Source organism: Marisediminitalea aggregata (assembly GCF_900129565.1).
Taxonomy (GTDB): domain Bacteria; phylum Pseudomonadota; class Gammaproteobacteria; order Enterobacterales; family Alteromonadaceae; genus Alteromonas; species Alteromonas aggregata.
This window is the reverse complement of record NZ_FQWD01000004.1, coordinates 188,253-211,252: the sequence shown is the minus strand read 5'-3', so window position 1 is coordinate 211,252 and position 23,000 is coordinate 188,253. Positions and strand designations below refer to the sequence as shown.

21 protein-coding genes are annotated in these 23,000 nt (G+C 46.4%); 4 read left to right on the top strand and 17 right to left on the bottom strand.

Translation table 11 applies throughout. The features are described from left to right. Positions 1-19: 19 nt before the first annotated feature. Positions 20-1,291, top strand: a complete 1,272-nt coding sequence (locus BUB81_RS12505) for an Nramp family divalent metal transporter (protein WP_073323250.1) — start codon at positions 20-22, stop codon at positions 1,289-1,291. A 129-nt stretch (positions 1,292-1,420) separates the two neighbouring features. Next, positions 1,421-2,770 (top strand): polysaccharide lyase family 7 protein, encoded by a 1,350-nt coding sequence (locus BUB81_RS12500; protein ID WP_245819198.1) that lies wholly within the window; start codon positions 1,421-1,423, stop codon positions 2,768-2,770. 94 nt (positions 2,771-2,864) lie between these two features. On the opposite strand, the gene BUB81_RS12495 is transcribed toward BUB81_RS12500, so the two are convergent. The 10 genes from BUB81_RS12495 to BUB81_RS12450 form a co-directional block, all read right to left on the bottom strand. Next, positions 2,865-3,845 (bottom strand): polysaccharide lyase family 7 protein, encoded by a 981-nt coding sequence (locus BUB81_RS12495; RefSeq protein ID WP_139241576.1) that lies wholly within the window; start codon positions 3,843-3,845, stop codon positions 2,865-2,867. A gap of 20 nt (positions 3,846-3,865) precedes the next feature. Then, positions 3,866-4,864, bottom strand: coding sequence for a class 1 fructose-bisphosphatase (locus BUB81_RS12490; protein WP_073323246.1), 999 nt, complete (start codon positions 4,862-4,864; stop codon positions 3,866-3,868). After that, the gene (gene fbaA, locus BUB81_RS12485; protein ID WP_073323243.1) at positions 4,861-5,943 is read right to left on the bottom strand and encodes a class II fructose-bisphosphate aldolase; all 1,083 of its coding nucleotides are present in this window, start codon (positions 5,941-5,943) and stop codon (positions 4,861-4,863) included. The genes BUB81_RS12490 and fbaA overlap by 4 nt, the downstream gene beginning before the upstream one ends. Before the next feature lie 9 nt (positions 5,944-5,952). Continuing rightward, the gene (gene eda / locus BUB81_RS12480) at positions 5,953-6,573 is read right to left on the bottom strand and encodes a bifunctional 4-hydroxy-2-oxoglutarate aldolase/2-dehydro-3-deoxy-phosphogluconate aldolase (RefSeq protein WP_073323241.1); all 621 of its coding nucleotides are present in this window, start codon (positions 6,571-6,573) and stop codon (positions 5,953-5,955) included. Between the two features lie 147 nt (positions 6,574-6,720). After that, positions 6,721-7,653 (bottom strand): sugar kinase, encoded by a 933-nt coding sequence (locus BUB81_RS12475; protein ID WP_073323239.1) that lies wholly within the window; start codon positions 7,651-7,653, stop codon positions 6,721-6,723. A 78-nt stretch (positions 7,654-7,731) separates the two neighbouring features. After that, the gene (locus BUB81_RS12470) at positions 7,732-9,036 is read right to left on the bottom strand and encodes an MFS transporter (protein ID WP_073323237.1); all 1,305 of its coding nucleotides are present in this window, start codon (positions 9,034-9,036) and stop codon (positions 7,732-7,734) included. Positions 9,037-9,039: 3 nt separating this feature from the next. Further along, a complete protein-coding gene (locus BUB81_RS12465) occupies positions 9,040-9,384 on the bottom strand; it encodes a cupin domain-containing protein (protein WP_073323235.1) in 345 nt (114 codons plus the stop codon). Between the two features lie 10 nt (positions 9,385-9,394). Beyond that, complete coding sequence (locus BUB81_RS12460; protein WP_073323233.1) at positions 9,395-11,593, bottom strand: heparinase II/III domain-containing protein; 2,199 nt, start codon at positions 11,591-11,593, stop codon at positions 9,395-9,397. Between the two features lie 5 nt (positions 11,594-11,598). Continuing rightward, on the bottom strand, positions 11,599-13,866 hold the full coding sequence (locus BUB81_RS12455) for a polysaccharide lyase 6 family protein (protein ID WP_073323231.1): 2,268 nt from the start codon (positions 13,864-13,866) through the stop codon (positions 11,599-11,601). Between the two features lie 114 nt (positions 13,867-13,980). Then, a complete protein-coding gene (locus tag BUB81_RS12450) occupies positions 13,981-14,859 on the bottom strand; it encodes an NAD(P)-dependent oxidoreductase (protein WP_073323229.1) in 879 nt (292 codons plus the stop codon). Positions 14,860-15,325: 466 nt separating this feature from the next. On the opposite strand from BUB81_RS12450, the gene BUB81_RS12445 reads away from it, so the two are divergent. Beyond that, positions 15,326-16,081: an SDR family NAD(P)-dependent oxidoreductase gene (locus BUB81_RS12445; RefSeq protein ID WP_073323227.1), complete on the top strand. Its 756-nt coding sequence runs from the start codon at positions 15,326-15,328 to the stop codon at positions 16,079-16,081. A gap of 140 nt (positions 16,082-16,221) precedes the next feature. Here BUB81_RS12445 and BUB81_RS12440 read toward each other — a convergent pair whose 3' ends face one another. From BUB81_RS12440 to BUB81_RS12410, 7 genes are all read right to left on the bottom strand, one after another. Beyond that, on the bottom strand, positions 16,222-16,998 hold the full coding sequence (locus BUB81_RS12440; RefSeq protein WP_073323225.1) for a class I SAM-dependent methyltransferase: 777 nt from the start codon (positions 16,996-16,998) through the stop codon (positions 16,222-16,224). 35 nt (positions 16,999-17,033) lie between these two features. Then, positions 17,034-17,861: an inositol monophosphatase family protein gene (locus BUB81_RS12435; RefSeq protein WP_073323223.1), complete on the bottom strand. Its 828-nt coding sequence runs from the start codon at positions 17,859-17,861 to the stop codon at positions 17,034-17,036. An 83-nt stretch (positions 17,862-17,944) separates the two neighbouring features. Then, complete coding sequence (locus tag BUB81_RS12430; protein WP_073323221.1) at positions 17,945-19,036, bottom strand: nucleotidyltransferase family protein; 1,092 nt, start codon at positions 19,034-19,036, stop codon at positions 17,945-17,947. Next, positions 19,033-19,887, bottom strand: a complete 855-nt coding sequence (locus tag BUB81_RS12425) for an HprK-related kinase A (protein WP_084526512.1) — start codon at positions 19,885-19,887, stop codon at positions 19,033-19,035. The genes BUB81_RS12430 and BUB81_RS12425 overlap by 4 nt, the downstream gene beginning before the upstream one ends. Next, entirely contained in the window at positions 19,877-20,119 is a 243-nt protein-coding gene (locus BUB81_RS12420) for a hypothetical protein (protein WP_139241575.1), read from the bottom strand. Before BUB81_RS12420 ends, BUB81_RS12425 begins: the two co-directional genes overlap by 11 nt. A gap of 7 nt (positions 20,120-20,126) precedes the next feature. Continuing rightward, on the bottom strand, positions 20,127-20,813 hold the full coding sequence (locus BUB81_RS12415) for a twin-arginine translocation signal domain-containing protein (protein WP_073323217.1): 687 nt from the start codon (positions 20,811-20,813) through the stop codon (positions 20,127-20,129). Positions 20,814-21,070: 257 nt separating this feature from the next. Continuing rightward, positions 21,071-21,937 (bottom strand): LysR substrate-binding domain-containing protein, encoded by an 867-nt coding sequence (locus BUB81_RS12410; RefSeq protein ID WP_073323215.1) that lies wholly within the window; start codon positions 21,935-21,937, stop codon positions 21,071-21,073. 109 nt (positions 21,938-22,046) lie between these two features. On the opposite strand from BUB81_RS12410, the gene BUB81_RS12405 reads away from it, so the two are divergent. Beyond that, the gene (locus tag BUB81_RS12405) at positions 22,047-22,988 is read left to right on the top strand and encodes a DMT family transporter (RefSeq protein ID WP_073323213.1); all 942 of its coding nucleotides are present in this window, start codon (positions 22,047-22,049) and stop codon (positions 22,986-22,988) included. Positions 22,989-23,000 lie beyond the last annotated feature (12 nt).

The window sequence follows — 23,000 nt, the reverse complement described above, 5'->3', positions numbered from 1 at the left end:
AGCATCACCCGGAGACCTTATGGCCAGCCGTCCTTTTAGTTCAAGCAAACGCGCCCGACAACTACTTTCCATGGTACTGCCGGGAATATTTCTTCTAGGCTTTAATATTGGCACTGGCAGCGTTACGACTATGGCTAAAGCCGGTGCCGACTATGGTATGTCATTGCTGTGGGCATTGTTATTATCGTGCTGTTGTACTTTCTTTATGATTAACCTGTACGGCCGTTTTACCCTCGTCACCGGCCAAACGGCATTACAGGCATTTAAACAACATATTCATCCCTGGGTCAGTCTATTTTTTATTTTTGCTTTGGGGGTAGGTGTATGCGGGAGTGTTATGGGGGTAATGGGCATTGTGGCCGATATTTGTTACCGCTGGTCTCTGGTGTGGACCGATGAAGGCATTCACCCTGTTTGGTTTGCTCTGTTTTTTATCACTCTCGTGTATGTCATTTTCTGGCGCGGTAATACCCGTTTTTTTGAGCGATTTCTGGCGATAGTAGTGGCCATCATGTCGGCATGTTTTCTATTGATTGCTTTTTTGCTCTTGCCTACACCTGAGTCAATAGTGTCAGGGCTTATTCCAAGATTGCCCTCAATATCTGCATACAGTGCTGAATCGCCGTTGCTAGTCACTGCGTCGCTGATTGGCACGACAGTATTTTCTGGCCTATTTATTATACGCACCACTTTGGTTAAGGAGGCAGGCTGGACACTTGCTCATTACGCTAACCAGCGCAATGACGCTGCGTTCTCCGTAGTACTCATGTTTGTTATCAGCGCATCTATTATGGCGGCGTCAGCTGGCACTCTGCACATAGCAGGCACACCATTGATAAATGCAGCACAAATGATCGAGTTATTAGAGCCGTTAGCGGGGCAGTTTGCCGTGTCGCTATTTGCTACAGGCCTGGTTGCTGCCGGTGTATCGTCACAATTCCCGAATGTCCTTATGTTGCCTTGGCTCATTTGCGATTACTCAGGTATACCTCGCGATATGACGTTGATGAAATTCAGGTTGTTGGTTTTTGGCGTTTCACTTTTGGGCTTAGTCGTCCCCATCTTTAATGCCAGACCCGTCCTTGTCATGATCGTATCTCAGGCGTTAAACGCCGTGATCCTGCCGTTAACCGTTGTTTGCATATTGTATCTGTCTAATTGTAAATCACTCATGGGACAGTATCGCCTGAATACTCTGCAGAATCTTATTCTTATCGCCATATTACTTTTTTCAATATTTACGGCATACCTGGGCTTGTCTGGGGTCTGGCAAATGCTAATGCCAACCTGATTCAATTTAGTAGAAAAACTGAGGGTTATTGTTATGTGTGCAGCTACCTATTTTGCGCGAGGGGTACGTTGGTTTTGTTTCTGTGCGGTGGGCGTCTTGCTTGGCTGCGGAGGAGGAGGTGGGAGCACTGTGTTGCCAACATCACCGCCGTTAGTAGCGGAGGAGGAGCCCAAACAATCTGACTGCGATAATGAGCTATATGCTTTTGTCAGTGCTTCTGACGATGAGTCCAGCACCAGTGTATACGACGCAAGCAAAGCCATCGACGGTGATTTCTCGTCAGTTTCCCGCTGGCAAAGTTCTGCAACAAACAATGAAATTACGCTAGATATGGGCCGTGAAGTACAAATAAGTGCGCTTACGGTTAAATGGTTTCGGGGCAGTGAGCTACGTGTTTATTTCGATGTAGAGGTATCGGGCAACGCACAAGAATGGACGCCCGTTATCACAGGGGGAGAGTCCAGTGGCAAACATAGTGGCTTTGAATTGCACTCCTTTGATACCGTCAATGCTAGGTATATTAAAGTGCGGCTCAATGGCAGTTCTACCATGGCGGAGTCTGGCATAGTAGAAATCCGCGCTCACCGTTGTGCTGAGGCGACAGGGGAGTTTGCTGATATTTTCCCAAATGAAATAGGCATTGATTTATTAGATTGGTATTTGAGCATTCCCACCGATGAAGATGGTAATGGCAGATCAGATACGATCTCAGAATCTGAGCTGGCTAATGGTTATACCCATTCTGAATTTTTTTATGCGTCTGAGGATAATGGGATAGTGATGCGCTCGCCTAGCTATGGATATAAAACCTCAACCAATACGAATTATGTGCGGGTTGAATTAAGAGAAATGCTGCGCCGTGGCGATCCTGATATTCGAACGCAGGGAGTGAATAAAAATAATTGGGTATTTGGTAGTGCATCGGCACAACAACAGCAAGACGCAGGGGGCGTTGACGGAGATTTACACGTAAAAATGGCGGTCAATAAGGTCACGACAACGGGTGAAAATTACCAGATAGGCCGGCTGGTTATAGGGCAAATTCATGCCAATGACGACGAGCCTATACGGCTGTATTACCGAAAACTGCCGGACAATGAGCGAGGCGCAATCTATTTCGCCCACGAGAGCAGGCAGACAGATACGAATGGAGACAATATTGAGACCTATGTCGAGATGCTTGGCACACGAAGCAACAGCGCAGCAGATCCTACTGACGGGATAGCACTCAATGAGGTATTTACTTATCGTATCAGCGTAGAAATGAATCTGCTCACGGTGACTTTGTCACGCGAGGGTAAAGCAGACGTCGTGGCCAACTATGACATGAGTAACAGCCTTTATGATGCAGATGGGCAATACATGTATTTTAAAGTTGGTGTTTATCACCTGAACAATTCCAGCCTCCCGTCTGAGTATGCGCAGGCGACCTTCTATGAAATTCGAAATGCCCACAAAGGCTACGCAGCCAGTGAATGAAGCGATAACGAACAGTTGGGTAGTTGTAGGACTATGAGGTAGTCAGTTTGCAGCACTATACCATCTGCAGGAAACTGCAGATGGTATAAGAGAATCAGTGAATATTGGCTAGGTAATAAAACGTTGCCTGTACGAAATCGCGGGGCTCACCGCTATTGTTCTGGTTGTAAACACCCGCTTTAAAATACATATACTGGTTATTTTTATGATAACCGCTTTCGCTCATGTCTATAGAACGGCTGATATTGGGTTTATTTTGCCGAATTAGCGTGACGTGAAGAATGCTGTTTTCTACCGTAATTTTGTAGCTAAACTTTTCATTAAGTTCGATGCCTTCTTCCGGGTCACTCAACGTGTGAGAGCGTGAACCCACCAGGTTAACCCAGATATCGTCACCGCCATTTATTTCGTGGGCAAAATACACTGAGCCTTTTTTATTATTAGGGAGTTTTCGGTAATAGAGACGAATGGGTTCATCATCGGTTGCATGTATTTGACCAATGATTACCCTGCCTACCTTTTTTTCGTCACCGCTAACTGAGACTCGATTAACTGCCAATGTTGCTTCCAGGCTCCCTTCTATGGCACCCGCCTCGCGTTTTGCTGAGCCATGTGCGCCACTGAACACCCAGTTGTTTCCTGTAATACCTTGGGTTTTCATGCCGGTATTTCCGCGTCTCAGCATTTCCCGTAATTCGGTGCGAGCATATTTGGTATTGCTGGATGTTTTTGCACCTTCATTGGGGCAGGCGAACACCATCCCGCCATCAGCAGCAGTGTAAAACAAGGGTTTAAGTTCAAAACCGTCAGATAGAGGTTGTTCATATATCATATCGGCTTTGTTGTCCTGATTGAGGTCAGTGGGTAATGTCAGACTCCAGTCCAGAAGATCAAAGTTACCACTGGGAGGAAGGGTTGGGTCTAGCTTATGGGTGCTCCCCAATAGGACTCCCTCTTCGAGTTGCTGGTGTGAAAGTGGTAATGAGATAGTCTGAGCGCGACTGTTATTTGCAGCCATCATGAGAAGTGCAAACAACAAAAACGGGCCGATGATTTTTATTATTGTTGATTTCATTGTATATACCTCAGACGTCCTTAATTCGTTGAATGAGTGGTTGATTCATCAAAAGCCCGATCGTGTAGATACTGGTTTAGGACAGCAACTTGCGAAGCTGAACCCATCGCTACAGGTACTCGCTGATGCAGTGAGTCGGGGTGGATTGACAGGATACGCTGACCAGACGCGGTCGCTATTCCGCCTGCGCCTTCTACCAACATGGCTAACGGGTTAGCTTCGTAAAGTAGCCGAATTTTGCCGTTTTCGTTCCCAACACGGCTGTCCTCGGGGTACACAAACATACCTCCGCGGCTTAATACTCTATGGATATCTCCTACCATGGCGGCATTCCATCGCAGGGTACTATTGGCAAAATTCGGATGAGACAGCAGTTGATTGAAGTATCCCCTGACCGGGTCAGCCCAATAACGATAATTCGCCATATTGACGGCAAACTCTTTGCTGTCGGTAGGGATTTGCATTTCGGAACGCGTTAACAGGTAGCCCCCATGTGTTAAATCGAGGGTATAACATCGGGTTGGCCCCCCGGTTGACATGACTAACAAGGAGGATGGGCCATAAAGGACATAGCCCGCACATACCTGCTGATGGCCAGGCTGAGCAAATTGACGCTCACAGTTGAAAGGGACATCCGGTCGAACCGGATATATCGTGAATATGGTGCCAATCTGCCCATTAACATCAATGTTTGAAGAGCCGTCTAGCGGATCAAAGGCAACAATATATTTACCGTGCTGGTGGCCTGGAACGACGTCGGGTTCTTCTTCTGATGCAATTGCCGCAACATTGTCGTCGTCTAACAGCATATCTTTCAATAGCTGGTTTGCTACTACATCGAGTTTTTTCTGAATTTCCCCCTGTATATTTTCATCAAGCGTTGACCCAAGAATGCCTGCCAATTCGCCCTGGCTGACTCGAAACGCAATTTCCTTACTGGCGGCCAGAATCGTTCTGATTAGCAGGATAAGGTCAGTATCGACCTTATCCTGTTTGAGTATGGGAATTAAACGCTTCATTGCTGATACCGGTTTACGCAGTTTAAATCGGTGAAACACTGGATCAGGCGAGAGACCATATGACGCTCAGCATGTCGTAGCCAAACACGAGGGTCATAGTATTTTTTATTGGGCTTGTCGTCGCCTTCGGGGTTGCCGATCTGTGTCGCTAAATAGGCATGTTTTTGCTGGTAATAGGTGTGCACACCCTGCCAGCTCGCCCACTGTGTATCGGTATCAATGTTCATCTTTACGACACCATATCCTAGTGATTCGGCGATTTTTTCTGGCTCTGAACCACTGCCACCGTGAAACACGAAATTCAGGCTGTTCTCAGGTAGTCCGAATGTATCTGAAACATAAGCCTGAGAGTCTCTGAGTATGGTAGGCGTAAGCACGACATTCCCTGGTTTGTAAACGCCGTGCACGTTGCCAAATGAAGCCGCGATAATAAAGTTTGGACTAATTTTACTCAGGCGATCATAAGCGTATGCGACATCTTCTGGACGGGTGTAAAGAGCAGCATTATCAAGGTGGGTATTATCTACGCCATCCTCTTCTCCGCCCGTGCAGCCAAGCTCAATTTCCAACGTCATGCCCATCTTGGCCATTCTGGTAAGATACTGCTCACAAAGGGCAATGTTTTCTTCCAAAGGTTCTTCAGACAAATCGATCATGTGTGAGCTGAATAAAGGGCTTCCTGTTGCAGCAAAATGCGCTTCTCCAGCGTCTAATAGCCCATCAATCCAGGGAAGCAGTGACTTAGCTGCATGATCAGTATGTAACATGACTGGCACGCCGTAATGTTCAGCAACAGTATGCACATAACGGGCAGCGGCAACCGCGCCCAGTACCGCGGACTCCTGGCCGGGTAAGGTCAGCCCTTTACCTGCAAAGAACTGCGCACCACCATTAGATAGTTGAATGATAACCGGTGATTGTACGGATTTTGCAGCTTCGAGTGTCGCGTTGACAGATTGTGTACCGACAACATTGACTGCGGGCAGGGCATACTGGTGAGTCCGTGCATGCTCATAAATAGTGCTAACGCTTTCTCCTACTGCTACGCCTGGTGAAACTGAATGTGATAAGAAGGTCATAGCATGCTCCTACGCTTCCAGTGCATCGACACAGGCAGCCGTAATCGCCTCCCAGTTTTCACTGGTTACCCATTCTTTTTTGGCCACCCAGGTACCGCCAACAGCAAAGACATTGTTCAATGAAAGATAGTCCATCTTGTTTTGTGGATTGACTCCACCAGTTGGGCAGAACCGGGCTGTTTGAAATACAGAAGATACGGCTGATAGAAATGGCGCACCACCAGAAAGGGAGGCTGGGAATAGTTTTTGCTCTTCAAAGCCAAACTCAAGAGCCATCAGTATGTCGCCCGTATTCGACACGCCGGGTAAAACCGGTACCTTGCAACGTGTGAGTTCACTCAATAGCGAGGGCGAGACAGCGGGAGTAACAATAAAATCAGAACCGGCATTGATTGCCTCTTGTAAAATATCGACGTTGGTAACGGTACCCGCACCAACGCGTAAACTTGGAACAGCTGCTTTTATTGCCTTCAGCGCTTCAAGTGAGGCGTCAGTTCGAAGCACAACTTCAACCAGTCCTAGTCCTGCATCAGCCATTGCCTGAGCAATACTAACGCCTTGTTGTGGGGTCTCAGCCTGGATAATGGGTAGTAGGGTTTGCCCGGACATTAATTCGGAAAAGCGGTTCATGATGTTCTCTCTCTCAAGTAATTGTAGGAGCCCGGGGGCTGCCTGTATAACGAAATGAAAGCGGCGCGAAGGCTTCGTTTATTGGCGCCGCGTTTGAAAATAGGAGGCTCACATTTATCTGGCCAGTGATGACCTCCGGTTCGTAAACTAAATGCCAGCTGTAACCATTGCTGCTCGAAAAGCGGCTGCCGGTGCAATGGCTCCGGGGTGCTGGATAACTGTTCCGGCAGCGGTCGCAGCCAGTTGTACAGCATCGCTGATCGAACGGTTCTGAATACGTGCCCCCAGATAGACACCGTTAAATGCATCACCGGCAGAGGTGGTATCCACTACCTTTGTTACAGGTGTTATTGGGTGTTTTTGTAACTGCCCATTGGCATAAGTCAGTACTGATTCGGGTCCGTTTTTAACAACGATCTCTCGTATGCCAAATGACTGACAGTATTCAATAGCAGCTTCTGCGTTTGAAATACCAAAGAGCACTTCGAGGTCTTCCACGCCAGGTAAAGCTATGTCAGCTAGTTGGAATGCGCGTTGAAATGCGGTAATGGCTTCATCAGTGGAAGACCACAGTCTCGCCCGATAATTGGGATCGAAAATGAGAGTAACACCGCGAGACTTGAGCTGTTCAAGTAAACTCCACAATGCTGAACGTGCTGCGGGAGTTATCACGGCCAGAGAAATGCCCGATATAAACAGCGCATCTCCAGTCTTAAATAATCCGGCTACATCGTCGCTCAGGAAGTCCATCAGGTATCTGGCAGCAGCGTCACTTCGCCAGTAGGTGAAACTGCGTTCTCCGACGGCATCCGTTTTTATTAAATATAAGCCTGGGACCTTATCCTTGTGCTGGAATACAAATGTCGTATCGAGTGATTCATGGTGAAACTTCTGAATCATCTTCTCGCTCAATGCGTCGGTACCTACGGCTGTAACCATGCCGGCTTTAATGCCCGGGAAGCAGCGTTGTAAATACACTGCAGAATTGTATACATCACCGGCGAACGACTGTTCCATCGTGTTATCGTCTATGGCGCGCAACTCAACCATACATTCGCCTAAGAAAAATATTTTGTTCATAACGCGTGCGAATTCTCAATAAAAGTGCTGGTAAGTGACGTCCGCAAAAACAGCCAGGACGTCACCGTGGACAACCCGTTAATCAGGTTTTTTTAGTGGCTCGATTTTGGGAATAAGCACCCATATTGCAGCCATAGCAATAATGGCCAGAGAGGCACCGATAACAAAGGCTGGGGTGTAGTTACCATCAGCGGTTAAGTAGGGCACCAGCGAGGTCAGTCCTACCGCTCCAAGCTTAGCTGCCATACCGGAGAATCCCGATAGCGTACCCACGGCTTTCTTACCTAGTAAATCACTGGGCAGGGTTTGCACATTGCCAATGGCGGTCTGAAATCCGAACAGAATAACGGCCATGATCAGAACCGCAATAACCGGTGCGCCAGGATTAGCCATGGCGAGTAGAGCGGGTAGCATAATCAGGCAACCCAGTGTGATCGTCAGCTTACGGGTTTTATCAGTGCTCCAGCCGGCCTTGAGTCTGTTTTGTGCCAGCAGGCCGCCAAACCAGGCTCCAAACATCGCGCCAACATAGGGCACCCACCCATAAATGCCAATCGATTTAACATCCATGGCATAGACCTCATTGAGGTATATCGGGATCCAAAACACGAACAGCCACCAGATAGGATCGATAGCTGCTGAGGCAATAATGACCCCCCAGCTTTGTTTTCGACCCAGTAGTTCTGCTGTGGAAGGGTTGTATTCATCGTCACCGCCATTGGCGTCAGTCTGTTGTGACGAAGCACGTTGACCGGTTAGGATGTATTCGCGTTCTTCTGCAGTGATCCAAGGGTGGCTGCCTGGTGGCGCTTTAACCAGAATTAACCAGGGTACCAACCAGAGAAAACCTGCGAGACCGACCACAACAAATACCATTTGCCAGCTAAAATAAATGGTAAGTAGTGCGATAAGTGGTATTGCTACAATGCCGCCAATTGCTGCGCCTGAGTTGAATATACCTTGGGCGAGAGCACGCTCTTTTGTAGGAAACCATTCTGCGTTCCCTTTTGCCGCACCCGGCCAGTTTCCCGCTTCTGCTATTCCCAGAATGGCACGGAAAAAACTGAAACTGAGTACACCCTGAGCAAAGGCGTGAGCGACGGTAGCCAGCGACCATACACCAATCGACAAGACGAAGCCGATACGTGTACCTACCCAATCGAAAATCTTTCCAAATATGGCCTGGCCAAACGCATAGGCAAATACGAAAACAATAGAGATATTGGCATAAATTTGTTTGCGTTCGAGTGCATCTTTATCAGGGAAAAGATCTTCAACAATATCAGGCCATAAGACGCTTAGTGCCTGGCGATCTATGTAATTTATGATGGTAGCCAATGCAATGAGCGCAATAACCCACCAGCGCAATCCATTTATTTTCATTGTTTACTCCTCAATAAAATCTTCGCGGGGCGGACTAAAGGTATCTATGAGAACGCCGCCTGTTGGACAGATCGCGCCATGTTCTGCGTACGGCGGTATTAAGCAGCTGTCACCAGGCTTAAGAATGTGTACTTCACCATTAATGCTGAAGTGAAATTCACCTTCGACGACGTACGTGACCTGCGAGTGACGGTGTTTGTGAACGTAGCCTTCTGCGCCTTTATCGAACCAGACTTTCACAGCCATGAGTTCTTCGTTGAAACCGAGCATTTGACGTTTCAAGCCACCACCCAGGTCTTCGATTTTGGTGTCGTTGCCAAATGAAAAGAGAGGGCTTTGTTTTTGCATGATGTAACTCCTAGTGGTTCGAAAGTACGTAAACGCCAAGACGGTCGTCTAAGTTGTACTGATGATTCTTGTATGAAAATTCGGTGCTATTAGCCTGTGCGTCCTCTGTACCATTGATAGCCACCAAAAATTGACGACCTTCAACAGTAACTTCAATCAGACTCAGTGAACCTTGTTCTGAATACTCGAGGGATGAGACCTGGCTCACCGCGTTCAGGGTGAACTCTTTAGAGGGGGTGTATTCTCCGTGCGGTTCCAGGACCGAAATAAAACGGTGTTGAGAAACGCCCCTTACCCGACGTATGAAGCCGTGTTCATTACGCAGGTTAAAGTTAGGATCATTTGCACCAATTTGAGTAAAAATAAAGGACTCAGTCCCGTCGGTCAGGGTTGTCTGAGTATAAAAACGTCCGTTTTCATTTAGCCATGTGACGCGGGCCAGGCCGGCTTCTGGCGTTGCCTGACCTTTTTGCCATAAATGCTGATACCCCTGATTTTTACCGACGGGTTTTAGCAAATCAGTATTAGCCTCGATGGCAAAGTTGGTATCGATTAACTGCCCCTGATAATGCAGCGGTAAGTCCAACTGGTGGGCTTGATCGGCAATGACATTGAAGATATCGATAGCGATGGTTCGTGATAAATCTGGCAGGTTAACCAGTGCCAGTGTGCGAGACAGTTGTACGCCTGCATACGCAGTATCAATACTGCCTGCTGACACAGTACCTTTATCAGTTGTTTCGAAAAAGTCCAGAGTGGGGGCGTTGGCATTACCTACCGATACATCACCGTTGAAGTGGCTGGTTTCATCTACAACAACGGTGTTGTGCGCTACGGTTTGTTTGGCGTAGGATTCGTTTTCCGGAAGGTAACGTCCACCGTATTTTGCTTCGACATTAAGAAATCGTGCTGCACCATAGTCAGAGACTATTTCGTTTCCACGATCATAAAATTGCCAGGTCAGTTTATCAAAATGACCGTGTCCCAAACCCTGTGATGCAGGCTTGAATAAAAGCGCTTGCTCTCCATCTATGTCACTGCGCATAACCACAAGCGCGCCTTCGTCTCCGTTACTGCCATCCCCGAATGCGGTAGATTGGTATTGGTAAGGCTGCGCAAGATTATTGTCCAGTGCGCGAGCGACTTTTAGTCCATCACCGGTTAACACTATCTGGTTTTGTTGGTTTGCAATGTCCAATAGGCGATTATCGTTGGTCAGAGCATAAGCAGCAGCGACACCGTGAACCAGTTCTATGGTGTCAGTGCCTTTGCTTTTTATCGCATCATTAATAGGAAAGAATAACCCGTTGTAACTGAGGTCAATTGCGGCATAGATTGCCTTTAACAACACGCCATTACGATGTTGAAAAATAGCTCTGTCTGGTTCGTTATTTTCGATAGCGCGAGCAAAAGTGACAAATGGCAATAGCGCGAATCGATGGTAATAGGGACCTTCGTTGTAATAACCTTGTGGGGAAAACAATATATCCAGTTGTTTGAGGAAGCCGCCTTTGCCTGATTTGTCCAAGTCATAAAGCGACTTTTCAACCCATTCAGGTTCATTCATGACATAGCCAGCCATCCCCACGCCGGCAGTTGCCCACGTTCCGTGGTTGTGCACCTTATTGAATGTCGATGGTTGTCCTTCAGATAAAAACAAAGCCACTGGTTTCAGTAAGTTGTCTTCGATGGTCTTGATTTGCGAGCTGTTTAATGCGTCGTAAATAAGATCATAGGCCTGGATGGTATACACCAGCCACATTGCCTCATTCAGGCTTTGCCAGAACAATTTGCCTGGGTTTTGCGCTTTTACTTTGCGTTTGGGGTGCACATCCAGTGTTGGGTACAAATCGGCATAAGCCAGCAGCATATCACGCACATAATCTGCATAACGTTTGTCCTGGGTTAGCTGATACATAACGCCCGTATTGTACATAAGCTGATAGTTTTTCTTGTGTTGCTCATGTGTGTAACCGCCGCCACCGTCTTTTGGTACGGGAACGACGATCGGGTGTTTGATCAGTTCGTCGACCATATGGCGTTGTTTATCAAATGCGTTCTTGAAACGGCCAGGCTCATCGATAGCAGCGCGCATTTGTTCTATGTTATCGGAAGTAATTACCAGGTTCGGGTGTGCCGCCTCTGCGCAGGCTGATAGCATTAACGCCATGAGCAGTATGAAAAAGGGTTTGATTCGGGTTACTTGCATGACAATTACCTCTTGTCGCCGGTCTCGATGGTATTATTTTCAACAATGGCAGTATGTGGGCCGTTAACGCGAAGCTCTTTGATCACAGGGGCCGAAGTTGCTTTGAATACATTGTTTGTAATGGATGAATTGGGTTCACCTACCGTATGCTCCAGTACGATCGGAGCGCTGTCGGAAAACGAATTATTACTGATATCTGTGACCTGCACGCCGTGCAGATAGATACTGGCAGCCTGTTTATTCCGTTTGCCTTTGCCTGTCCCATCTAGCGTATTGTTTGTCATTGAGAAGTGTGGTCCGAACGTACTTTCATCAGTTCCACCCCGATAAAGTTTCACGATGGCACCTTGCACGCGGGAAAAGGTGTTATCAGCCAGCGTGACATATTCAGCGTTGTAGATACCCAAATCTTCAATTTCACTATTGAGTTGCAGGATATCCCCGGTTACATCACGAAAGGTATTGCCGGATAATTCGATACTGTCAGCAAAGGCACCTTTGCCAGTACTAAAGAAATGAAAAGAGTGATTGACGTCAAGCTGCTCAACGATGCAGTTCTGCATTACAAATCGGTAATTGTTAAGCATACCCCATTTTTGGGTTCTTATTACGCTGTTACCAGCGGCATCCGGGCTGTACTGACCTGATAGTGTTAAACCTTCGAGCATCAGATTGCCACCGTCTGTAATTTCGAACAGGGCGGTGCGTTCAAATGCCAGGGTCACGGTACCTGTCTGTTTCGCTTTTATTGTTAACGTTTTATCAAGCGAAATGAGCTTGGGAACAATAAACGTTCCTGCATCAAGTACCAGAATGTCGCCTGATTTGGCTTTTTCTATTGTTGATAGCAGCGTTTTTACATTTGCTTGAACCATATGTTCTGCACCCGTGTTAAACGGCGTTTCCGCTAGCGTTTTCGGATACCAGTTAACACCTGTTTGAGCTTTGTTTAAAACAGGAGCAGTTCGTTTTGCGCCGGCGGTGACCGGGTCAGGTGTCGAGTAGAGTATGTCCAAATCCGGCTTTCTTAACTCAACATCCTTGATACTGAACCCAGATTTAATGGCTTCCGGAACTGATTGATTACTCACATTGCCCGAAAAGGCGATACCGCTTATGTCGTCGAAAATACTGAAAGGATGAGAGCCTTGCTCGTTAACAATCAGATTATTGCGAAACACGCTGTTGATAGGAGCTGCGCTACGCTCTTTGTCACTGCCTGCGGCTAAATGAATATGTTTAACATTGATAAAAGTATTGTGCTCAATAGTTGCATTATCTACCTGATGATAGCGGTTAATGGGCGAGTTTGGCACACCGTTCATAACGGTAAAACCACTGCCAAATCGATATCCTGTCAAGCCTTCAAGGTAATTGTTACGAATAATTTGATCGCGATTGATGACGCGTATACCGCCGGTATGCGGTACGTTATTGCCAATGAATACATTGTCTTCTATGAGGTTGCCATTGCCATGTCGCATAGTGAGTGTGCCTCTGGCCTCGAAGAACACATTGTTTCTGAGTATATTTTTACCCGATTTGATAGAAATGATTTCTACTTCTCCATTGGTATGTTCGAAGTAGTTGTTTTCCACCAAGGTGTGCGAATCAGTCAGAGAGTAATGGCTTGTGCCAATGCGCAGCGTTTCCCCGCCATTGGAGCCAAAGGTAGGTCGATAACCAAAATAATTATGGTCGATACGGTGGTAATTTTGCTGACTGTTCTCACTGTTTAATCTTACTGCAACGGTGACGCCTTTATTGCGTTTACCAACGATATGGTTATGGTCTATTCGATTATGACGGCCGTAAAGTGCGATCCAATAGTCGGATTCCTGCTTGTCCGGGTTGTTGTAGTTATCGATCACCACTTCAGTAACTCTTGAGTGGTAAGCTAATTCATCTTTGTTTCGACGGAATTCGATTACAGCTGAGCTAGGCGTATAACCGTTTTTAAATACTAAACCGGAAACCTCCAGATATTCACCGGCTAATCGAAGATTACTTTTACCACTTAAAATAACCTTACCTTTGGTTTCTGCAGTAAGGGTAATTACTGACTTCTCTGTTCCTTTGGCCTGCAGTAGTATTTCGAAATCCTGCCAGACACCATTTTTTAATTTAACAATGTCGCCAGGTTTTAGTTGATCTGCTATGTCCTGGTAGGCTTGTGGGGTGTCTACCAAATATTCTTTGGCAGCGAGGTTTGATGACATGTGTACCATCAGTAATATGGCAGTGGTCATTAGCAGTAGGTTTAGTATTCGCATTATACACTCGTGTTTTTATGGGCTGGCTTTAGGCATAACCGGCGATTCTGTTAAGTGTCGTTGAGGCCCGCTGCCCAGAATCAAGCGCGGGCTTATTTTGTTTACCTTAGTCGGTTACTTTGATAATTTCAGATAATAGTCAAAGATTTCAGGCACATTACCTTGTCCCATACCTGCGTCGAATGCGGCCTGCAGATTTGCCGAAGAACCTTCAGCAATTTTAGAAGAGGTGCCCAGGTCATCGACCATTTGCAGGAAGTAGCCCAGATCTTTATTTGCGTTTGCAATGGAAAAGCCCAAATCACTTACATTGTCTACGGCGTAGTTCTTACAAAATTGCATGAAAGGCGAACTGGACGGCCCTGTTGACATGATATCGAACAGTTGCTGACGGTCTACGCCGGCCTTTTCGGCTACGGCAAAGGCTTGCGACATGGCACAGACGGTAGTCATCCCCATAAAATTATTGATCAGTTTTGTTGTATGTCCGGCACCTAATTCACCAAGATAAAAGACATTTTCACCCTGGTCTCCCAGTACGGGTCTGACTTTTTCAAAGGTGTCTTTGTTGCCTGCGGCCATGATATTCAGCAAGCCGTCTTTTGCGTGAGCTGGTGTTCTGCCTAAAGGCGCATCCACCATGCCAACGCCAATCTTTGCCAGCGCTTCACCAATTTTCCGGGTTGACGCTGGTACAGATGTACCAAAATCAATCAGCGTTGAGCCTTGCTTCATTCCTTCAGCCAGACCGTTTTCCCCAAAAATCACCTTCTCTACAACAGCCGATGTAGTTAAGCACAACATGACGATATCAGCTTGTTCTGCTAGTTCTTTTGGAGTGTTTGCGGCCTTTGCACCTCTTTCTACACAGACATTTACCGCTTCAGGGTTCAGATCCATAACAACTAATGGGTAACCTTTTTTCTGTAGGTTTTCCACCATATTCCCGCCCATTAGGCCAAGCCCAATAAAACCAATAACCGGTTTAGACATACGTCACTCCTAAAATGTTAATCCACCTGCTTTTTAAGCTAGTGGCACAAAATGTGTAAGATGAATAGTCAACGACATTACTTGTAACCTGTTTTTATCGCTGACCAAAAAATATGTTAAAACAGTATTAATATATAGCCAATTTGTCAACCAATATGTAATTCTGGTTAAGTGCATGACTTGTAATGATTTGCCTATATTTGGGTGTAATTTGGTCTGTAATTATTGTTTCATATATGAAACTTTTTTGTTGTTTTTCCTAACTGTCTATTTTTATATAGAAAAATTTTTCCCTAACGCTGGTCCAGTCATCAAAATTCCTTGCTCTTACACACACACTGTTTGTCTCTATTGCTAATTAATGGTCTTGTTTCATAGTTAATAAAGTGTTATTTCCATGTTTTGGTTGACCATATTGAGGGTGATTACTAGTATTGGTAATAATATTGGTGGGTAAGGAAATAGAATGTCAAAGAAAATAGCGTTGATCACTGGTGCTACAGGTGGTATTGGTTTTGAAGTTGCCAAAAGGTTGGGGAACGATGGTTACCGTGTGGTATTAAATGGTATAGAAGCAGAGAAAGGACAAGCCAGAGTAACAGAGCTAGTTGCTATGGGGATTGAAGCTGAGTATGTCGGATTTGATGTAACAGATGAAGAGGCGGTTACCCGACATGTTCGTAGCATTGGTGAAAAATACGGTAAGATTGATTGTGTTATTAATAATGCGGGTGGCCTCGGCGGCAGAAGTCCCATTGAGGGTATGACCACTGAGTTTTATCGCTCGGTGATGGCGCTGAACCTGGACAGCACGTTTTTTGTATCGAGAGCGGCTATCCCCTTCCTGAAAAACGCGGTGGGCAGCTCTATCGTGAATTATACCTCGAATGCAGCTTGGAACGCAGGTGGCCCGGGAGCAGGTATTTATGGCGTCTCGAAGGCTGCTGTCAATACACTGACCCGTGCCTTGGCTAAGGAACTGGCGCCAGCCGGTATCCGAGTTAATGCTGTTTCGCCTGGTACGATTGATACACCGTTTCACGCGCAGATTAAAGCGACAAAACCGGATGTATTTGCGTCCTGGAAAAACAGTATTTTACTCGGGCGATTAGGGCAACCAGAAGAAGTCGCGTCAGTCATATCGTTTCTGGTCAGTGAGGACGCATCATTTGTGACAGCGGAAACTGTCCAGATAGGCGGTGGGCAAGCATTGGGAATTTAATGTTTAATTTTAACTGACCATAGCCAGGCTGTGTCATCAGTTGATTACTGATAAGACCCTAAGTAAATCAAGCACATCAATGCTATTTTCAGTTAGACGGCGACACAGGTCGCCGTTTTTTATTGGCCTAAGTTTCAGACTTAATCTGACTTATTTACTGCTTTAATCTTTTCTTTTCCGGCAACAATTAACATTTGTGAAGCCAGTCTTTTAGCACCAAACTTCCATACTACCCAGTCATATATCACAGATAGGAAAAAAACAGGGAAGAAAGCAACGTAGTACGCCGATTGATAGTAACGAAGCCGCTCGTATTCAATGGTGAATCCGTTGCGCTCAAATAATCGCTGCAGGGCAGGGGGCGAACAGTGATGATAATAAGCCACAAACCCTAGCTCGCCTTTTCGTTCTGGAAATGCCCACTCCACCAGCTTTTTGGTTACTTTATTGGGTAGTAATCTGTTTAAGATTGAAAACGGCGCATGTTTACCGGGTAGCACGTGAATACAAATTCCTCCTGGCTTAAGTGTTCTGTGCATTTCACTGACAAAGGTATCGTTGTCATAAAGATGCTCCATAACGGAACGACTAAAGACGACGTCGAAAGTGTTATCTTCGAACGGCCAGGGTTTGCAGGCATCGGCAATAACGGCTGCGTCAATATCGGTGTTTTGTTCCAGTGATGAGGGCAGAATATCCATCCCTATCAAGGTAATATTCGGGTTACGTTGATACTTTAATGAGTCAGGTAGCAGATACCCCGCACCAACATCCAGTACCGTGCCAGCGTCGAGCTTTGACACGTATTGTAATATCAACCGTTCGTAGTCCGGGAAAAGTGGTTCGGTTAACGCATTGGGCAAGCGCCAGTGAATACGACGACTGAGTGCCAGGTTAATGCGTTTAAATAGCCCCATTTTCTTGCTGCTTCCCAATGTGTCTAAGTTGGTACTTAATTGGAGTTAAAGAGTGTGGCTAACTCTTGCCAGCGCGCTTCACTTTCTGCAACGATCAGTTTTCCTGCCACCTGAGGCTGGTAATCTTCTCCGTTGAGCATTCGCGTAGCCGCGCCGGCTTCTTTCGCTATCAATTGCCCGGCACCGTGGTCCCATAGGTTCAGCGTGTTTTGAAAGACGACAAAGGAAATCGCCCCCGTCACCAGCAGACGATATTCGGCAGCTGCACAGCGGTAGTCCATTAAACGGCCCAGCTTGCTTGCGACCTGAAGTGCTTGTTCGCGCTCATCTCCCTTAGCAACACCGAATGAATAACAGCCCATGGTGTCAGACAACTTGCGACTCGCGTGGCGGCCCACTCGCAAGGGTTGATCTGTGCCGTTTATTCGGTCGAACGCTCCTTTACCCTCGAGGGCCCAAAGGTAGTGGCCCGTTACCGGTTCAAAAATAATTCCGCCAATCATTTTTCCATAGCTTGCGACGCCAAGCATAACGCCAAAATACACAGAGCCATTGGCGTAATGCCAGGTTCCATCTATTGGGTCCAGAACAAAGCTCAGTTCGGCATCCTGATATTGGTCGAGTGCTGTAGCATCCGCATAAACGCTTTCCTCACCGATTAGCAGGGCATCTGGGTATAGCGTATGCAGTCTCTCCATAATGAATTTCTCTGCTGCCTGGTCGGCAATAGTGACTAAATCATTGTGATTGAGCTTCTGTTCGATGTGCGTGTCTTCAAGCTGCCTGAAACGAGGCATTATTTCAATGTCGGAAGCCTGACGACATAGTTCTGCCAGTTGATGTAGCTGAGATTCGGTGATCATACAGTGTCCTTTTAGGCTTGTTCCAAGCGCATTATAAGCGGAAAGAGGTTGTCCCTGAGGTTCATGCCCGTTTACGCCAACCGCTACTCTTTGTCAGCTTCGCCAACCAACGCTTTCCGTGCAGCTTTATAGAGTTTAACCGTACTGTGTTTCAATAGCGTTGCCAATGGCATTTTTTGACTGTGCCCCCTGCAATACACAGCGGCTCTTGCAACACCAGCATAACGATTGCAGAGGTGAGGGTGATCAGGCATAACCGCTTTACGGTAACACCATAACCAAAATCGGGTTTTCGTATCTGCTGTTATTTGTTGGGCGAGTATTTGCTGCTTAACCGTCTCCCGGCCGAACAGACTGTCTAGCAATAGCAGCAGCAATTGATATTCATAGGTGAAGTCGTTATCTACCACCAGAGTACTTACTTCCAGCCAAAACGAATCACTATTGTGCGTGTCGATAATAGATTGCATGTCCAGACAGTCGCGGAGGCCATAGGTCACCTCCTCGTTCATCAGCAGGTGAATCATACTGTGGACCAACGCAGCAGCAGGTTTCAACGTCGATAAACCGTTGTCGTTAGTCGTTGTCGTTGCCCAAAACTGCTCTATTTTAGGTGCGCGGCCACTAACAGGTAAAAACAAGTTATGGTGTAAATCAAGAACTGTCCCGCGTTCGGCTTGCATCATTGGCGGGATTTCATGGGCATATTCGCGATAATATTTGTCATCGTAATCATCGACGTCCTGAGACAGCCACATATTCATTTTTAGCTGCCGTTCGGCAACATCAAGCTCATCTTGTTTAACCAGGGCATCGATATCAGAACAGATTCTACCTGCACTATTGAATTCTGCGCTGATCACATAGGCAGCGCCTTTTAAAAAAAGCGGGGTTATGCGCTTCTCTGACAGCAGCGAGCTGATGATCTCGCATTCGTATCGTACTTGTTTTTGCTGACGCTCAGCATAAATCATTGCACTGTCGAGTCGTGTTTGTACAGTTGCAGGAAGGCTATCCTTCAGACCTATAGGTTCTAGTTGCGCATTTAGCCATGCTTCAAGGCGAGCAGTATCCAAAACCCACAACAGCATTTCCCAATCCGAAGCACTGAGTTTTTGTACTTGCTTTGGAGCAGCGATGATTGCAATAAACCGTTCCAGTTCCAGTTGTTTCACGACAACAATTCATCCGTTAAAAAGTCACTCATGAAGTCAAGTGAGGCGTAATGCACTTCAAACCCTTGAATTTGGTTTACTACCCTGGCCAGGATATCGAAAGAAGCTTGTCCGAGCACATGGTAATTAAATGCATTGGTATAGAAGTTCTCAAAAGTTTGTAATTTATCGACAGAATAGAGTTGTGGTTCTGTCGCTGAGGCATCGTATTTCGGAAATACCACACCGACAATTCGCGCCGGTGAGAATGTCGAAAATTCCTGCCAGTTGTGTGCTTTTAAATGTGCAACACTGCCCTTGGCTGTATCGTGGCAAACCGGTGTTAAGATCGCATCAGGTGACCATTTTTGAATTAAATCGATAGACAGATTTTTTAAACAGATAGGGCGGTACATTGGCTGTACTGTACCAGTGTGTAAGTCGATAACCGCCATTTCATCAGAGTACACGCTCCAGCCGTTCAGGCCTAACCAGGCAGTTAACGTGCTTTTGCCCGAACCTGGCATGGCCGGAAAAAGAACAGCCTGGCCTTCTTTTACCAGCACCGCGGCGTGAAGTAAAAGGTGGTTGAAATGTCCGGTAGCCAGACACCAGTTTAGCCCCCACTCTAGCAAAGCGTAGCTTTGGCTAGCGGGCAGAGGTTTAAAAGGGATCCGGAAATTACTCTCAAACTCTACTATGGGTTTAATAAAGCGGCGTAATAATGACGCAGGTTTTACTGCCACGCAGAAGCTTGATATGTCCTGTCTCGGCGCGTCACCATAAATAAGTTGTGCACTTTGAGCTGCTGCCGTTGGCAGTGTCAGGCAGTTTGATTGCAACAGTCCAAGGTTTAAGTAATTAATGCTCAAAAGGGATAACCAGCTTTCTGCTCACCAATACATCAAGTGTGCCTGATTCAGCACCAAAAAAAACAGAAAATTCGTCAGATGTAAAAGGGGGAGAGAATGTTGAAGCGTGATTGGCGTCGGAAGTAAAACGCAGTAAATGAGTTTGATTTAAACAACTATCAAACAACACAATACCGGAATTATCAGCAAGCGGCCGCATCTCAACAGATGCGGCAAACATCCACTTTTTCACACTGGCTTTACGACGAACAATTCATACCAGAGAATAAGAAGCTTGAAGACGGCGCTTTTGAATATCCGTTGGTATATCCTAGGTCAGAATCCGTTCCCCAACCGCTATCCAAATACATTCTATTCATAACCATATTGGCAACCTCTTCTGCTGCCATTCTAGACTGCGCAGCACTCCCACTCGAGATTATGCCATTATAAAGTTCGAAATAAGTATTGAGATATGCAGTAGCACCCTGCCTCAATATTCCACTTCCGTTACCGTGATGCTGAAAGGCCTGAGTTAAGGTTATATTGGTACTTACATTTAGTTCCAATGCCAGTGAGCTATTAATACCCAATTTGGTAGTGTCTCTGACAGTAGCGACCATTGTTCTCCAACAATCCTTTGTGGTATTACTTGGGTTGCTTCCCATTTGGGGGAATACATTTTTGATACTATTACCATTACTGCCTGGAAGAGTCTGACCGCCCTGATACCAGAAGCCATGAGAGCGACCTCCAGATAAAATAGGGGTATCGCAAAGTGGCTGTGTATTACCCGATGTTTGAGAAAGGTTGCCAGACAACTGGCCTGACATACTGCAGGAGTTTGTGGCCCAAACTGACTTTACCGGTAATGAAGTAAGCGCTGCACCGACGGCTGCTTTTTTTATAAAACCACGGCGTGATTGTTTTGACTGGTTTGACTCCATTTACCTCTCCTGATCCCTTATAACAGACTTAACGCAACTTATGGAAAAAGTATGCCAAAAATTCAAGCCTCTGATTATATTGTTTTTTATTTTTTTATATTAGTCAATAGTTGAATGTACTGTAAAGAAAGTTGACAATTTTTTATACAATTCAATAGGAGGTTACCCCTATATTTCGTTGTGCGCAATAGCTTTAGTGCAGGTCTGATCACGAAAAAGCATTAACCAGAATTAACCAGAAAATGATAAAGCGTGCATTATTTTCCTACGGCATCAGGCGAGCTTAATGTGCAGGTAATAAAAGCCCTAATTGCACTGGAAGGATTGTCTTTCCTTGAGACCAGATAGGTGGGGGCGTTGGCGATGTCATCATCGATAGATTGTACGAAGAGGCCATCCGTTTTATGCAAGCCCAGCAGTGAGCGCGGCACCATACCCAGGCCCATGCCAGCAATAACACAGCCAATCATGGTGAAATGGCTTGGAATCTCGATGACTTTATCGCAAGTATGCCCATGGCGGATTAACCAGGTTTCGAGTCGGTGGCGATAGGAGCATCCTTTGTTATAACCGACCATTGTTAGTGAGCCCGGTAGTTCAGGTAATTGTTGCCAATCAGCAGGCATGATTAACACAAGTTCTTCATCGAAGCAGTGCGTTGTGTTGAGCCTTGGATCGCTAGGTGGGTCCGAGGCCATTACCAGATCTAAGTCACCTTCCAGCACTTTGTCGATCAAAGGCATTGACGCCATCGTCATTAGTTCAAGTTGCACCGCGCTGTACTGATGATGAAATTGAGACAGGATAAAAGGAAGCCTGGATGCGGCGCTGCTCTCCATGGAGCCGAGTCTGAGCAAGCCCGAAGGTTCAGTTTTAGTTAGCTCGGCTATTGCACTTTTTTGCAACTGAAGAATCTTGTCGGCGTACTCCAGTAATCTGAGCCCTGCGGAGGTGACCGTCAGGCGATTATTCTCGCGAAGAAATAAATTAATACCCAGCTCACTCTCTAATTTTTTGATACGAGCGGTGATGTTTGACGGCACGCGATGCAGTGCTTCTGCTGCACGACTGACGCCGTTATGCTCAACCACGGCTTTTAATACGAGTAAATCTGAAATATCCATAGGGCTTTATTTTTCATATTTAGTGAATGATTTTTTCTTTATTATTCATTATTAATGAATGTTTGAGCATTTTATAATGTGTATCAATGAAAGCAAGCAGGAAATATAAATGCGTAATACGCTGAATACCGGTCAGACTTTTGACAATCAAACTATGCCACTTAAAGGCGTCATGTATGCCCTGGGGGCCGTGATGATCTGGACTGGATTTATTCTGGTGTCCAAAGCTGGCGCGTTAGCCGCACTGGCTATACCGGACATGATTATGGTGCGGTTTGGTACGGCATTTACGTTATTTTCGCCTTTCATCTGGCGCTATAGAAAAACGATTTTTCAGTGGAGAATGGGCGTGCTGGGCGCGATTGGCGGATTGGCTTACGCGTTGTCTGTGTTTAATGGCTTCGCTCATGCCCCCGCCACCCATGCCGCACTGCTGCTACCGGGATTGATGCCTATTATGATTGCAGTATTCGCCTATTTTGTAGCTGGTGAAAGACACAGCAAGTCTTCCTGGATAGGCATTATTATCAGTAGTCTGGGCATTGCGGCATTATTAATTGAAACGCTGACATCTGATAACCGCTATTGGCAGGGCGACATAAGCTTTGTGGTTGCGTGTGTATTCTGGGGGGGCTTTACTGTGCTGTTGCGTAGATGGCAGTTTGCCCCCTGGCACGCCACACTGGGCATTATTGCTGTTACCACGGTACTGTTTACTCCAATATACATATTGTTCATGCCGCATCGTCTATTAGATGTGCCGTTGGAGATGGTGGGTTTACAGGCTTTCTATCAGGGGGTAATGGCAACTACGATCCAAATGGTATTCTACGGCCGGGCGGTCCACTTGATTGGTGCGACTAAAATGGGCGGTCTGATGGCATTGGTGCCGGTATTCGCCAGTGTCATCGCCGTGCCCCTGTTTGGCGAACAATGGACGCTTGGGCTTACTGTTGCATTAACACTGATACTTACCGGTACGTGTGTAAGTAATGTGCCCCTAAAGAATTGGCGGCTACTGGCACGCCGGAAGACCGTTTGTTCGGCCTGAAACCAGCAATCC

Coding starts and splice junctions, on each gene's coding strand:
- BUB81_RS12505 (WP_073323250.1), top strand. CDS start 20: ATGGCCAGCCGTCCTTTTAGTTCAAGCAAACGCGCCCGACAACTACTT.
- BUB81_RS12495 (WP_139241576.1), bottom strand. CDS start 3,845: ATGAAATCAACAATAATAAAAATCATCGGCCCGTTTTTGTTGTTTGCA.
- BUB81_RS12490 (WP_073323246.1), bottom strand. CDS start 4,864: ATGAAGCGTTTAATTCCCATACTCAAACAGGATAAGGTCGATACTGAC.
- fbaA (WP_073323243.1), bottom strand. CDS start 5,943: ATGACCTTCTTATCACATTCAGTTTCACCAGGCGTAGCAGTAGGAGAA.
- eda (WP_073323241.1), bottom strand. CDS start 6,573: ATGAACCGCTTTTCCGAATTAATGTCCGGGCAAACCCTACTACCCATT.
- BUB81_RS12475 (WP_073323239.1), bottom strand. CDS start 7,653: ATGAACAAAATATTTTTCTTAGGCGAATGTATGGTTGAGTTGCGCGCC.
- BUB81_RS12470 (WP_073323237.1), bottom strand. CDS start 9,036: ATGAAAATAAATGGATTGCGCTGGTGGGTTATTGCGCTCATTGCATTG.
- BUB81_RS12465 (WP_073323235.1), bottom strand. CDS start 9,384: ATGCAAAAACAAAGCCCTCTCTTTTCATTTGGCAACGACACCAAAATC.
- BUB81_RS12460 (WP_073323233.1), bottom strand. CDS start 11,593: ATGCAAGTAACCCGAATCAAACCCTTTTTCATACTGCTCATGGCGTTA.
- BUB81_RS12455 (WP_073323231.1), bottom strand. CDS start 13,866: ATGCGAATACTAAACCTACTGCTAATGACCACTGCCATATTACTGATG.
- BUB81_RS12450 (WP_073323229.1), bottom strand. CDS start 14,859: ATGTCTAAACCGGTTATTGGTTTTATTGGGCTTGGCCTAATGGGCGGG.
- BUB81_RS12445 (WP_073323227.1), top strand. CDS start 15,326: ATGTCAAAGAAAATAGCGTTGATCACTGGTGCTACAGGTGGTATTGGT.
- BUB81_RS12440 (WP_073323225.1), bottom strand. CDS start 16,998: ATGGGGCTATTTAAACGCATTAACCTGGCACTCAGTCGTCGTATTCAC.
- BUB81_RS12435 (WP_073323223.1), bottom strand. CDS start 17,861: ATGATCACCGAATCTCAGCTACATCAACTGGCAGAACTATGTCGTCAG.
- BUB81_RS12415 (WP_073323217.1), bottom strand. CDS start 20,813: ATGGAGTCAAACCAGTCAAAACAATCACGCCGTGGTTTTATAAAAAAA.
- BUB81_RS12410 (WP_073323215.1), bottom strand. CDS start 21,937: ATGGATATTTCAGATTTACTCGTATTAAAAGCCGTGGTTGAGCATAAC.
- BUB81_RS12405 (WP_073323213.1), top strand. CDS start 22,047: ATGCGTAATACGCTGAATACCGGTCAGACTTTTGACAATCAAACTATG.